The organism is Blastocatellia bacterium (genome assembly GCA_035275065.1).
Lineage (GTDB): Bacteria > Acidobacteriota > Blastocatellia > UBA7656 > UBA7656 > DATENM01.
Genome location: DATENM010000064.1, coordinates 129,611 through 143,122, shown reverse-complemented (window position 1 = coordinate 143,122; position 13,512 = coordinate 129,611). Strand labels below are relative to the sequence as shown.

The 13,512-nt window shown below is 59.4% G+C and carries 12 protein-coding genes; 7 read left to right on the top strand and 5 right to left on the bottom strand.

Annotation, left to right across the window (positions count from 1 at the left end; genetic code table 11):
* Positions 1–747 precede the first annotated feature (747 nt).
* Both VJ464_15370 and VJ464_15365 read right to left on the bottom strand, forming a co-directional pair.
* The gene (locus VJ464_15370; GenBank protein ID HKQ06514.1) at positions 748–1,758 is read right to left on the bottom strand and encodes a hypothetical protein; all 1,011 of its coding nucleotides are present in this window, start codon (positions 1,756–1,758) and stop codon (positions 748–750) included.
* Between the two features lie 57 nt (positions 1,759–1,815).
* Positions 1,816–2,184 (bottom strand): carboxypeptidase-like regulatory domain-containing protein, encoded by a 369-nt coding sequence (locus tag VJ464_15365; GenBank protein ID HKQ06513.1) that lies wholly within the window; start codon positions 2,182–2,184, stop codon positions 1,816–1,818.
* A gap of 435 nt (positions 2,185–2,619) precedes the next feature.
* On the opposite strand from VJ464_15365, the gene VJ464_15360 reads away from it, so the two are divergent.
* Both VJ464_15360 and VJ464_15355 read left to right on the top strand, forming a co-directional pair.
* Entirely contained in the window at positions 2,620–2,955 is a 336-nt protein-coding gene (locus VJ464_15360; protein HKQ06512.1) for a PadR family transcriptional regulator, read from the top strand.
* 15 nt (positions 2,956–2,970) lie between these two features.
* Positions 2,971–5,598, top strand: a complete 2,628-nt coding sequence (locus VJ464_15355; GenBank protein ID HKQ06511.1) for an ABC transporter permease — start codon at positions 2,971–2,973, stop codon at positions 5,596–5,598.
* Between the two features lie 96 nt (positions 5,599–5,694).
* On the opposite strand, the gene VJ464_15350 is transcribed toward VJ464_15355, so the two are convergent.
* The 3 genes from VJ464_15350 to VJ464_15340 are packed head-to-tail and all read right to left on the bottom strand — an operon-like array spanning position 5,695 to position 7,005.
* On the bottom strand, positions 5,695–5,826 hold the full coding sequence (locus VJ464_15350) for a hypothetical protein (protein ID HKQ06510.1): 132 nt from the start codon (positions 5,824–5,826) through the stop codon (positions 5,695–5,697).
* 52 nt (positions 5,827–5,878) lie between these two features.
* Positions 5,879–6,475, bottom strand: a complete 597-nt coding sequence (locus VJ464_15345) for a DUF6624 domain-containing protein (protein HKQ06509.1) — start codon at positions 6,473–6,475, stop codon at positions 5,879–5,881.
* Complete coding sequence (locus tag VJ464_15340; protein HKQ06508.1) at positions 6,472–7,005, bottom strand: nucleotidyltransferase family protein; 534 nt, start codon at positions 7,003–7,005, stop codon at positions 6,472–6,474. Before VJ464_15340 ends, VJ464_15345 begins: the two co-directional genes overlap by 4 nt.
* 247 nt (positions 7,006–7,252) lie before the next feature.
* On the opposite strand from VJ464_15340, the gene VJ464_15335 reads away from it, so the two are divergent.
* The 5 genes from VJ464_15335 (at position 7,253) to VJ464_15315 (ending at position 13,496) form a co-directional block, all read left to right on the top strand.
* Positions 7,253–9,733, top strand: a complete 2,481-nt coding sequence (locus tag VJ464_15335; GenBank protein HKQ06507.1) for a prolyl oligopeptidase family serine peptidase — start codon at positions 7,253–7,255, stop codon at positions 9,731–9,733.
* 291 nt (positions 9,734–10,024) lie between these two features.
* Positions 10,025–11,233, top strand: coding sequence for a gephyrin-like molybdotransferase Glp (glp, locus tag VJ464_15330; GenBank protein ID HKQ06506.1), 1,209 nt, complete (start codon positions 10,025–10,027; stop codon positions 11,231–11,233).
* Between the two features lie 36 nt (positions 11,234–11,269).
* Positions 11,270–11,752 carry a cyclic pyranopterin monophosphate synthase MoaC gene (moaC, locus tag VJ464_15325; GenBank protein ID HKQ06505.1) on the top strand — a complete coding sequence of 161 codons (483 nt, stop codon included), beginning with the start codon at positions 11,270–11,272 and terminating at the stop codon, positions 11,750–11,752.
* 86 nt (positions 11,753–11,838) lie between these two features.
* Entirely contained in the window at positions 11,839–12,666 is an 828-nt protein-coding gene (locus tag VJ464_15320; GenBank protein ID HKQ06504.1) for a CheR family methyltransferase, read from the top strand.
* 56 nt (positions 12,667–12,722) lie between these two features.
* Positions 12,723–13,496: a M50 family metallopeptidase gene (locus VJ464_15315; GenBank protein HKQ06503.1), complete on the top strand. Its 774-nt coding sequence runs from the start codon at positions 12,723–12,725 to the stop codon at positions 13,494–13,496.
* Positions 13,497–13,512 lie beyond the last annotated feature (16 nt).

Genomic DNA, 13,512 nt, shown 5'->3' with positions numbered 1-13,512 from the left:
TCCTGGGTGGAAGCGGCAATTCTGATTCAGTGCCGACTGGCGCGACCATTGCGGATTTTGCCAAAGAATATCAGTTCTAATCCATATGATACGATTTATGATACTCCGAGGTGCTGATAAGGGACATCTCAAGTCATTTGGTGTCGCTTCGTGTCGCACTAAACTGTTGAAAGGAAACCTAAATACTGGCGGAGAAGATGAGGGATTTCAAACTGTCACGTCGGAGGTCGCGGGTTCGAGTCCCGTCGGCTCCGCCAACATTTACAGTAGGTTAGGGGTCTTTGCGGTCATTGGATTAGGTCTGAAACGGGCATTGTGCCAGTAGGTGTGCTACCTAGTTCTCCTGCAATCATCTCTACCGTCTGCTTCTTAAGCTCAGGGCTCAAGTGCTATCAGCACTTGAGCCCTCTGTTTTTGTGGCCTGTCATCTTCGAAATCATCAATCGGGGATTCCCTTCATAAACAGGACCGTGGTTGCAAAGTGCCGCAGGTCGTGAATGCGAAGGTTCTCGATCTTCGCGAGCTTGCAGACTCGTCCGACCCTCTTTCCCATATCCCAGGCATGTGGCTTCTTGAAGTCTGGCTGGAACCTGACGTTTGGTTTTGCCGGGAAAAGGTATTCGGACTCTCCGTAGCTCGGCAGGCTCCTACCAGGAAACAAAGGTTTATGTCCGCAGCATCACGGCCCGGGGTACACCGCCAGTGGCCTGCGCTGGTTGACATCGAAAGCCGCGCTCTACATCGCCTTTATTGAGGGGAATTGAAAACGGCCACCGCTTTCGGCCAATCAACCGTCACCTGTAGATAGTGCAGCGCCGACCCGCCGACCGCGCCTTCGGTCGGCTTATCCATAAATTGCGCCATGTAGGTGTGAAACGCGAAATCACTCTGCACAGTAAACCATACCGGCCCGACGGCGTAGCCCCCGATCTTGATCTTCGGCACTTCAATCATTGCGTTCCCGGTCAGCGTCTTAATGCCATCGAATGCGCGCCAGTCCGGATGACGCTTCTTCAACTTTTCAAAGACTGACCTGACCAGGAAACTCGTGGCCCGTTCCGCCGGCCCGCCGTCACCAAGCTTCTCAAGCACATCCTCAGGCAGTACATTCGTCGCGCCGGTATCAAATAGGAAATCCATCACCTCGCCATCAATTTCAACCGGGAGGCGCGCGAAATTCGCCACCCGCTTACCCGATTCGTCCGTCTTAAACCCCAAGCTCACCTCGTGAGCCTTATCGTGGGGTGGCAGGTCGTCCGCATGGAGCCAGAGCAGCCGCTTATTGGGATAATCGAACATCCACACGCGTCCGGCAAACCACTGCTGGCCAAGCATCCCGTCATGCTTCACCATAGCCTTTGATTTCTCGCCCTGCTGCCGGGGAAAGACGAACAGCCGGCCCCCTTCGCTCCCGAGCGGCGGGGGGATAGCCATTGCAGGTTTGAACTGCGGCAAAGCGACAGCGCGGAGCGGCTCGCTCTTACTTGTCGCGCCGGGAAGTCGAATGGGTGATAAGTGAAGTCGTTTGACTACGTCTTCGTATAAGAACAGACCTCCCGCTGAATCCGTAAAGAGCGAGAGGATGACGTTATCCCCCGTAGTCGGTATAGCAATAAAGCGGTGGTCTTCATAGCGGGTAGGTATCAGGACAGGCTTACCGACGCGCGGCCCGGCCTGAGGCATTTCCGGCATGGCGGTTCGCCCAGGTGCAACAGAAGCTGCGACAAAAAGTGTAAGGGCAATCAGAAGTCTCTTCATAACAGACGCCTGTGATCGGAGGCATCTAAACGCGATCTCCGCAAAGGAACGGTTTGCCTATTTCTTATCTTCGCTCTTCCCGACTTTGCCGGTTATCTCTCCGCTGCTCTTGTCGGTGATGGTGATCTGAAACTCTGCCAAACACTTCTCAGGCTGCGCCGACCCCGCATTGGAACTGCTACAGCCGATGAGTAATTTGTACTTGCCGGCTTCCACATCGCGGAAGCTGAATCTGCCGCTGGCGTCAGTTTGTGTCGCCAGCCGCTTCCCACTTGGGGGTTGCTCCAGAATCACTTGTATACCGGACAGCTTCTCGTCACTTGTTTGACTGGATCGCCCGCCCGACTGTTGTGCGGATGCCGAACAGACCAGTAGGATTAGCAAACTACTTAGTGAAAAGAGAAACGTCCGAAACGAGGTCATCATTGTTTAGTCCCTGTAATTAGACTCTTCAAGCTTCTCCACACCAAAGCCTTCAGTATCAATTATGCATGCCGCACATCGCTATTCAAACAATTAGTTGAGGATCGGCAAGGCAGCCGGGGCAACACGCCTAGGGTCTCCGAGTTATTGAATAAAATACAGATCCAAGTCTTGCTCGGTCGATCTTATTCCTGTTTGAAAGATGTCTGCGACACCCGCGCGTCGAGTAGGCTCGCAGCAAAGCCGCAGACATAGCCTTCGATTTGTTGGGGTTGTGCTTGCGGCAGGGTTCTTTGGAAGAGACTCAGGGACCCACCTCCTCTTGCGGTTATTCTATCCCCCATCGAACCTACACCTATAGCCTTTCCTATTGACCTGCGATAGGAAGGCGGGCTATACTCCTTCCTATCGTAGGACGATAGGAAGGCGGGAAGGCGGATGAAAAAGCCAAAGAAGATAGACCTACTACAGGGCACTCTGGAACTCCTCATCCTGCGGATGCTTCAGTCTGATCCTGCGCATGGTTGGGACCTGATGCAGCGAATGCAAATCGTTTCCAAGGAAGCCGTGAGGCTCACGCCGGGGTCGCTTTACCCGGCACTGCACAAGCTGGAAGCGCGCGGGCTGATAGCTTCCGAGTGGGGCGCGTCTGAGAAGAACCGCAAGGCCAAATTCTACAAGATCACAGCCGCGGGGCGGAGGCAACTCGATGCCGAGCGCAAGGCCTGGGAGCGGTTTTCAGGCGCAATTGACTTAATCTTACGTGACGCTTAATGCGAAGGTAACAGTATGCTCATACGACTGAAGGGGCGGCTTCGGGCGCTGCTGCGCAAGAATAAGATGGAGCGTGAACTCGATGAGGAGATGCGCTACCACTTGGAGCGAATGGTCGAGCAGAATCTCGCTCAAGGGATGACACCGAGCAGTGCCCGCCGTGCGGCACTTCGCGACTTCAGCGGCTTCGAGCAGGCGAAAGAGGAGTGCCGCGACGCGCGCGGCGTCCGGGCGGTCGAAGAGCTGTGGCAGGACCTGCGTTTCGGCACGAGAATGCTGCGCAAGCAGCCGGGCTTCACCTTGGTCGCTGTGCTCACGCTCGCCCTCGGCGTCGGTGCCAACACCGTCATCTTCAGCGTGGTCAACACGGTCCTGCTTCGGCCACTACCGTATGAAGCAGCAGACCGTCTCGTCTGGGTCTGGGATAGCAACCCGGCAATCGGCTTTCCTCGATTTCCTTCATCCGGCCCAAACTTCAAGGACTGGCAACAGCAATCCGCGTCGTTTGACTACATGGCAGCTTTCAGCGGCTGGAGCTTCAATCTCACAGGCCACGGTGAGCCGGAGCGACTACAGGGCGCAATGGCAAGCCCCGATTTCTTCCCCATGCTCGGCATCAAGCCTGTGGCGGGACGCACCTTCTTGCCGGAAGAAGAAAGGGCCGGCAGTCACCGCGTCGCGCTCATTAGTTACAGCTTATGGCAAAGGCGCTTCGGCACCGATCCCTCTATCATCAGCAACTCGATCACCCTCAATGGCGAAAGCTACACCGTTGTCGGAATATTACCTGATCGCTTGCGTCTTCCCTATGAAGCTGAAATATGGACGCCGCTCGCACTCGACGTGCTGCGGCCGGGGCGCGGCAGTCACTTTATCAATGTCATCGCTCGTCTTCAGTCTGGGGCGAACATCGAGCGAGCTCAAGTGGAGATGAACGCCATTGCGATCAGGCTGCAACAACAATACCCGGATTCAAACAGCGGCTGGGGCACAGAGCTAGAACCCCTGCAAGAGCGCATTGTTGGAAATGTTAAACCAGTGCTCTGGGTCTTATTTGGTGCGGTCGGATTCGTGCTCTTGATTGCTTGTGCCAACGTCGCCAACCTACAGCTGGCGCGGGCCGCGGCGCGGCAGAAGGAGGTGGCGATTCGCGCGGCGCTCGGCGCTGGCCGCCGCCGCTTACTCCGGCAGTTTCTCACCGAGAGCATCCTGCTCGCCGTGATTGGTGGCGGGCTGGGGTTATTGCTTGCATTTTGGGGCGTGCGCGGACTCGCCGCTTTGAACATTCGCGACCTGCCGCGCACAGAAGAGATTGCCATTGACGGTCGCGTTCTCATATTCACCCTGCTGGCTTCGCTGATGACGGGGATTGCCTTCGGCCTTGCGTCGGCGCTGCAAGGCTCGAAGGTCGATTTGAATGCATCACTCAAAGAAGGATCGCGCGCAGTAAGCTCGAGCCTTCACCATAAAGGCACTCTACGTCTGATGAGCGTTTCAGAAATCGCGCTCGCCATGGTGCTGCTCGTGGGCGCCGGGCTGATGATTAAAAGCCTCTTGCGTCTATCCGAAGTCAAACTGGGATTCGACCCCGAAAACGTGCTGACTATGCATGTTTCGCTTCCGCAATCCGGGTACCCCGAACGCAGCCAGCAAGTAACCTTTTGTCAGGAACTGCTTCAGCGCGTGGAGAGCCTGCCCGGAGTGCAAGCGGCGGGGACAGTCAGCCCCCTGCCTCTGACAGGTGGTGAGTCCGTAGATGAGTTCTTCATCGAAGGATGGCCAAGTCCTGCTCCTAATCAAGGGTTCCACACGAATCTCCACCTTTGTAGCCCTGACTACTTCCGCACGATGAGCATCCCTTTGTTGCGCGGCCGCTGCTTTGATGAGCGCGATACGGCGGGGTCTCAAGCTGTCGTGATCATTAATGAAAGCTTTGCAAGCCGCTTCTGGCCTGATGCAGATGCGCTGGGCAAGCGGATAAGCTCTTCAGGACCGCAAGGCCCCTGGAGCGTCATTGTAGGCGTAGTAGGAGACACAAGGCATCAGCGGCTGGACGCTGAAGCAGGGCTTGAGATGTACCGGCCCTACTCGCAATCGCCCATCCCGTACGTCGCTCTCGTGGTGCGGTCAGAGTCGGACCCGTCGACAATTGCCAGTTCGATAAAAAGCGCGTTATTAGGTCTCGATGGAAGTCTGCCGGTTTACGGCATCAGGCCAATGCCGCAGATCATCTCCCGCGAGCTTGCGCCCAAACGTTTCCAGATGATCTTACTGGGCAGCTTCGCGAGCCTTGCTCTGACCCTTGCGGCCGTCGGCATCTACGGGGTAGTGAGCTATTCGGTCAGCCAGCGCACGCACGAGATAGGAATTCGTATGGCGCTTGGCGCACAGAGGCGCGACGTGCTGAAGCTGGTCATCGGGCAAGGAATGAAACTGGCTTTTGTGGGGGTGACTGTTGGATTGATGGCCACATTCGCCCTGACCCGTTTGATGAAGAGTCTACTGTTCGGCGTCAGTGCGACGGACGCGGCGACGTTCACCGCTATCAGTTTTCTGTTGATGGCGGTGGCGTTGCTGGCCTGCTGCGTGCCCGCGCTACGAGCGACCAGAGTAGATCAAATGGTGGCGCTACGCTGCGAATGAAGACGATTCGTTCGCTTGAGACGAGAAGGGCAATCTTTCTCGCGCGGAGGTGTAGACCTCCCAACGCTGCAAATCTGGAGGAGCGCTGCAACCTGTTCACTCGTATCGCAGAGCGATCATCGGGGCGACCTTCGCTGCCCGCCACGCCGGGAGCGAACAGGCCAGCAGCGCGACCAGCAGCAACATTACCGCGATCACGCCATAGGTCAGCGGGTCTGAAAATCGCACGCCATAGAGCATTTTAAGAGGAAGGACAAAAGCGGATTAAGCTGTCACTTTCTTAGTCCCGCCAGCCCACCGAACATGCCCACTCTTCAATAGCCTTCTGCCTGGCATGCCAGTCTGCCGGCGGCTTTTCATTGGTTTGGGCAATGGCAATCCTGCGTTTTTGTATATCTTCCTCAAGGGGGCCCATGCCGACTGCGGCCCGCCGCTCATCCACGTGCTCAATATCTTCAACCGGCAAGGGGCTCATTTGCCCGTGCCTATCCCAGTCAAATTGGGTGCCGTAGACCTGTGATTTACCCTCGTTGCAGCGGATGCGATCTAACAAGTAGGCCGGCTGCCACAAGGGGACCTCTCCAGCTTTGGCCGCGGCTTCAAGCAGCGGAAGACATCGCCGCTGTAACGTCGGGTTACTGATGTCGTGTTGCAGGATGAGCCAGGCGGCTTCCGCACCATCTTCGCCCACCAAGCTTTTCCTCGGCCAGCCATACTGATCAATGACTTCTGCCAGCCGTTTGCCGTTGCGCTGATGGACTTCGAGCATCCGAGGGTGGTACCCCTCAAAGAGGCTGCCATCCGCTGCAAGCTCCTCACGGACGTGCTGGTCCTTAGAGGACATATTCATTAGTTCCATCCGAAGGTCTTCGTTCATGCTTGCGACCTTAAGGAGTCTGTATATTCTTGCGGAAGCTTAATACCAAATTGTTTGCACAGCCTCGATACGGCGTCTACATATTTCTCCGGCCATTTGTGTATCCAGGGAGTCAGAAATCTGACCATATATTCTGGCGAAATACACCTCACCGTTTGACCATCAATGGAGCCAGTTCCAGTGAGGGAGGCTGGAGGGTACATAATGCCCTCCACCACGTTTCCCCGTTCACCAAAGACGAAGGCGTGAACGTCAATTTCATGGCCTTGATCGTCACTGAGCACAAAATTCCACTTACTGTCTTCCTTAATCTGCCTGTACCCTCGCGCTGCCAATAGCTCGTAAAGCTTTGGCACATCCTTCCATTGGATGGCAATATCGAGATCCTTATGCGGCCTGGTCTGTTCGCCAAGTAAGGCATCGACAGCCCAGCCGCCATCTATCCAAATTATGATGCCTATTTTCTCTAGCCTTGAGCACAACTCAATAACATCAGGGGCAGCCATGATGGGTTCTGATATTTCTTCCATATGAGCTATTATGCTCCGGTAACGATGATTCCTAAAAACTCTCGTGGGGTGACAATCCGGTTGAGATGCGAAAGCCATCGCAGTTTGGGTGAGCGCCAGGTGCTGGCCTTCGGCTCAATCGAAGGATCGCCACATGTGAGCAACTCAACTGGAATACCGTCTTAATGCTTAATATTGGCCGTATTCGCTGATATAATGCGCACTCCTTAAACAACCTGAGTCCAGTGGAGAAACAGGAGGGTTTACCATGAGAGTAAGAATGCTTACCTTCGCCGCTGCGCTCGTCTTAGCGGTCGCCGCCGTACAGTTTGGGCAGACGCGCCAGCAAACGGCCACGCCGTCTGGCTACCTGATGCCGCCGAAAGTCATCGTCGATATTCTCGACGCGCCGCCGACCCCCGGCTTCGTCATCGCGCCGGACCGCCGCACGGTTGCGCTGCTCTACCGCCGCAGCATGCCGACTATCGCCGAACTGGCCCAGCCCATCCACCGCATCGCCGGCATGCGCATCAACCCGAAAACCAACGGTCGCCAGCAGCGCGGCGGCGGCGTCACCGGCATCACTTTGAAATCAGTCGCCGACGGGACCGAAATCAAAGTCACCGTGCCGCCCGACCCGAACATCAGCGGCGTCAGCTTTTCGCCCAATGGCCGGCGGCTCTCGTTCACGAACACAAAAGAGAACGGCATCGAGCTGTGGGTCGCTGACACGGCGACCGGGCGGGCGAAGCTGATCAGCGGGGCGGAGCGTTTGAACGCCACCACCGGCGACCCCTGCGACTGGCTGAAGGATGGCGTGACGCTGCTGTGCCAGTTGGTGCCTGCCGACCGCGGGCCGGCGCCTGTCGAGCCGACCGTGCCGTCCGGCCCTAACGTCCAGGAGACTCACGGCAAGGCCGCCCCCGCCGCGACCTACGAAGACCTGATCAAAACCAACCATGATGAAGAGCTGTTCGAATACTACTTCACCAGCCAGCTTGCGACGATTGACAGTAACACGGGACGCAAGACGCTGATCGGACGCCCGGCGATCTTGGACGACGTCTCGGCGTCACCCGACGGCGAGTACATTCTGGTATCGCGACTCAAACGGCCATTCTCCAGGCTGGTGCCGATGGACGGGTTCCCCAAAGAGGTCGAAATCTGGAGCCGCCGCGGCGAAATCGTCAAGAAGATTGCCGACGTGCCATCGAGCGAAGGCACGCCGGTCAACGGCGTACAGACAGGCCCGCGCGCTTACCGCTGGCGGCCCGACCAGCCCGCGACCCTCCTCTGGGCCGAGGCGCTCGACGAAGGCAACCCGAAGAATCAAGTGCCGTTCCGCGACCGCGTTGTCGCGCTGGCGGCGCCGTTTGCGGACGCGCCCGCTGAAGTCGCGAAGACCGAGTGGCGGTATGGCGGCCTCAGCTACACCGAGAAGGGCCTCGCCTTTCTGAGCGAGACGGACCGCGCGACGCGGCGCGTCCGCACCTGGATTCTCGAAGCCGGCACCCAGCCGCGCAAGCTCTGGGAGCGCCGTCAGCAGGACGCCTACAACAACCCCGGCTCGCCTGTGCGTCGCGACACGGGCGATGGCGGCAGCCGCGGCGGCTTTGGCTTCGCCACAAACACGGGCGCGATCTTGCAGCGCGGCGATTTCATCTACCTGATCGGCCAGGGCGCGTCGCCCGAGGGTGACCGGCCATTTCTCGACCGCCTCGACCTGAAGACGCTCAAGACTGAGCGGCTCTTCCGTGCGGCGGAGAAGACCTACGAGTCGGTGATCGCGCTGCTCGACGACGACGCGAAGACGGTGCTCACCGAGTACGAGACGCCGCGGAACCCGCCGAATTACTTCGTGCGCGATCTCGCGGCGGGGAGTCGGCGCGCCATCACAGACTTCAAAGACCCCGCGCCGCAGCTGGCGGGAGTCACGAAACAATTCGTCACCTACCAGCGCAAGGATGGCGTCAAGCTGTCGGGGACGCTCTACCTGCCGGCGGGCTATAAGCCGGGCGAGCGGCTGCCGATGCTGATGTGGGCCTACCCGCGCGAGTTCACCGATACGGACACCGCAAGCCAGGTCTCGGGCTCGCCCTATCGCTTCACCCGTGTGAGCGGGCCGTCACACTTGCTCTTGCTGACGCAAGGGTACGCGATCTTCGACAACCCGACGATGCCGATTGTCGGGCCGGGCGAAACGGCCAACGACACCTACGTCGAACAGTTGGTGGCGAGCGCCGAAGCCGCGGTCAACAAGGTCGTCGAAATGGGCGTGGCCGACCGCGACCGCATCGGCATTGGCGGCCACAGCTATGGCGCTTTCATGACGGCAAATCTCCTGGCGCGCTCGGACCTGTTCCGCGCCGGCATCGCGCGCAGCGGCGCTTACAACCGCACGCTGACGCCCTTCGGCTTCCAAAGCGAGCAGCGCACCTTTTGGGAAGTGCCGGAGATTTACGCCAAGATGTCGCCGTTCTGGTACGCCAACAAGATTAATGAGCCGATCCTGCTGATTCACGGCGAGGCGGACGATAACTCGGGCACCTTCCCCATCCAGTCCGAGCGGTTCTACATGGCGCTGAAAGGTCATGGAGCGACGGTGCGCTACGTGACCCTGCCTTACGAAGCGCACGGCTACGCGGCGCGCGAATCGGTCCTGCACACGCTGGCCGAGATGGTCAACTGGATGGACAAGTATGTGAAGAACGCCGGGCCAAGAGATCACGCGGCCGCCGCGTCAAAATGAGTGAGGGCTGCTCAGAGACAGGTGAGCAACCGCCAAGACGCCAAGAACACCAAGAGAAAGCCGCTCGGCATTGGCATGGGCTTGGCGCGCTTAGCGTCCTGGCGGTTGCTCCCCCAAGAATGAATAGACCCTGAGCCGATTCCTGCCGTGCTTGCCACGCGCTTCACTCCTGCATTAGTATTGCCATCCTGGCTGACTCCAGTGAGTTAGTCGCTGGGCGATTAAAGAGCGCGAACGACAGCCCTCGCAGCGCAATTTCATCCCTCAACTTTTCTGTATACCGCACGCTTTATGATCTCCGTTGATGAGGCGCTCAGCATCGTCCTCGATCACGTCGAACCGCTCGGCGCGGAATCGGTCGCGCTCGACCAGGCACACCGCCGCATTCTTGCTGAAGCCATCATCGCCGATCTCGACATGCCGCCATTTGACCGCGCCCGCATGGACGGTTACGCCTTGCGCGCAGCAGACGTCGCCCGCCCGCCGGCACGCTTGAAGGTCATCGGCGAAATTGCCGCAGGCGCAAGCTATGGCGGCGAGGTGCAGGCCGGCGAAGCGATTAAAATCTTTACCGGCGCACCGGTGCCCCGCGGCGCTGACGCCGTCCAGAAGGTTGAAGTCACAGAGGCGGCAGGCGGCCACGTCATCATCCACGAAGCGGTCAAAGAAGGGCAGTTCATTACCCGCCGCGCCAGCGAAGTCGCCGCCGGCGAACAGGTGATGGCGAGCGGGCACGCCATTGGCGCAGCCACGCTGGCGGCGCTTGCCAGCTTCGGCTATGCGCGGCTGCGTGTCGGGCGTCGCCCGCGCGTCGCGGTGCTTTCGACGGGCAGCGAATTGATTGACGTCACTCGCAAGCCTACGGGCGCGCAGATTCGCAACTCAAACGCTTATACCATCGCCGCCTATGCCGAGAGCGCCGGCGCGCTGGTCGAAAACCTCGGCACCGTCGAAGACTCGCTGCCGGCAACCTGCGCCGCCTTGTCGCGGGCCGCCGACTCAAGCCAGGTGGTGATTACTTCGGGCGGCGTTTCGATGGGCGATTACGATCTGGTCAAAGCGGCGCTCAAAGAGATGGGCGCAGAGGTCTACTTCGATCAAGTCAGCATTCGCCCCGGCAAGCCGACGGTCTTCGCCCGGCGCGGTGAAACTTACTTTTTCGGGCTGCCCGGCAACCCTGTCTCGACCTCTGTGACGTTTAATGTCTTTGCGCGCCCGGCCATTCGCCGCTTGCAGGGGGCAAGCGAGGCGCTGCTGCCGACCGTCACTGCTCGGCTTGTGCATGCGATCAAGGATGCCTCGAATCGCCGCAGCTATCTGCCGGCCCGCCTCTTCATTCGCGAAGGCGGCGCGCGGGTCGAGTCTTTGAAGTGGGGCGGCTCGTCCGATCTCGTCGCCTTCATGAAGGCTGATGCCCTGATCATCGTTCGCGAAGAGACCCACGCGATCAACGAAGGCGAAATGGTCGAAGCCCTCGCGCTCGGCCCGGACCTGACGTAGCGCAAGCGCGCGCGCTTGCATTACAGGGAACGCATTATGACGCTGACACACATGGACGACGAAGGCCGCGCCCGCATGGTGGACGTTGGCGATAAGCCAGTGACGGCACGCACCGCCACCGCCAGCGGCTTTGTCCGCATGGCCGCGGCCACCGTGCAGGCGATCCGCGACCATCGCACGCCGAAAGGCGATCCGTTAGAAGTCGCCCGGCTCGCAGGCATCATGGCGGCCAAGCGCACGGCTGAACTGATCCCGCTCTGCCATCCGCTGCCGCTCAGCCATGCAGACGTGCAACTTGACCTCAACGGCGACGGCGTCAAGATCACGGCGACGGCCCGCACAGACGGCAAGACCGGCGTCGAGATGGAAGCACTGACCGCCGCCGCCGTCGCCGCGCTGACGCTTTACGATATGTGCAAGGCGGTGGATAAAGCGATGGAAATTACAGACATCCGCCTGGAATCGAAAACCGGCGGGCGTTCGGGCAACTACCAGAGGATGGTGACAAGTGACGAGTGACGAGACGCTGTCACCCCGCTGCCTGGCAAGCCTCGGCACGCGCAGTTTTACTTATCCCTTGTCACCTGTCACCTGTCACTGTTTTTATGAATGGCAATCCGCACATCAAGCCGCTTGAGCAAGTCCTGGCGGCGCGTTATGGCTGGCAGGGCGGCGCGGCGGGGCGCGACTTTCTGCTCGCCGCCATTGAGCGCAAAGCGGCGCGGCTCGGGCTCGATCACCTGGTCTATAGCCGCATGGCGATCACCTCGGCGGGCGAGCAGCAGGCGCTTGCCGAAAGTCTCTGCAACAGTGAGACCCGCTTTTTCCGCGAGCCGCAACAGTTCGCGGCGATTAAACAGCGGATCATTCCTGAGTTGATGGCGGCGCGTCACAAAGAGCGGCGGCTCGATCTCTGGTGTGCTGCCTGCTCGACCGGCGAAGAGGCTTACTCGCTGGCCATCATTGTCAACGAAAGCCTGCCGGCGAGCGAGACCTGGAAGCCGCACTTGATGGCGACCGACCTGCGCGGCGCGGCGATCATCGCCGCCAGCCAGGGCTCTTATCCGCAATCGGCCATTCGCTTGATTGATGCAGACCTGCGCCATCGCTATTTCACGAAGGGCGAGTTGCAGGGGCGCGAGCGGCACTATCTGGTTGAGCCGAACCTGCGCCGGATGATTGCCTTTCGCCGCGCCAACGTCTATGACGCGAAGTTCTGGCAGCACCTTCATCAGCCATTCGACCTGATCATCTGCAATAACCTGTTGCTCTATTTTCACGCGCTGGCGATCCGCCAGACGGTCGAACGCTTCGCCGCGGCGCTCAGGCCCGGCGGCTGGCTGGTGGTGATGAAGAACGAAGCCGGCTACATTCGCCACTCGCGCCTGAAAGCCGTCCGCCAATTGCCGGATGGCTTTTTTATCAGAGCCTGACGCGGGCGGACGGCGGGCGAACCTTGCAGGCGACGGCAGCGTAAGACGAGGTAATCATGCAAAACAGACTTGAGGTCAAAGAGTCGTTCCGATTGCTGGTGTTCGCCTCGCTGCTGACGCTGGCGCTGTGGTTCATCCCGTTTGCCGGCGTGATCACCTGGCCAATCCGAATGTTTGTCACGATGGTGCACGAAGCCGGCCATGCGATTGCCGCGCTGATTACCTCCGGCAGCGTACGGCGGATTGGGCTTGATTGGAACGGCAATGGCGTCACGCAGGTCGCGGGCGGCTGGACGTTGATCGTTGCCAGCGCCGGCTATCTGGCGACGATGCTGTATGGCTCAGGGCTGTTGCTGACGCTCAGGCGTGCGCGCAATGCGCGCCCCGCGGCGATGGCCACGGGGGCGCTGCTTCTGCTGATCACGGTATTGTTCGGCGGCAATCTACTCGCGTGGCTGACGGGGCTGATTTTTGGCGCGGGCGGCTTGCTGATGGCGTGGAAGGCGAAGCCGAAGCTGACGCACTTCGTCATGAGCTTTTTCGCCGTGCAATGTGTGCTAAACGCGCTTTATGATCTGCGGGCGCTGCTGTTTCTTTCGGCTTATGATCCCGGCGTCCACACCGATGCGCGGCTGATGGCGGAAGCGACCAATGGCATCATCCCGGCCATCGCCTGGGCATTTGGCTGGTCGGCGCTTGCCGTCGTGATGCTCGGCGCGACGCTGTTGATCTATTACCGCAGCCTGCGCCAGCGCGCCGAGCTTGCCGCGCCGTTGATACCGAACCTGTTAACCGATCACACGGCTGACGTGGCGCAACCACGCTGGTGAGGCGTTCAGGCAAAAG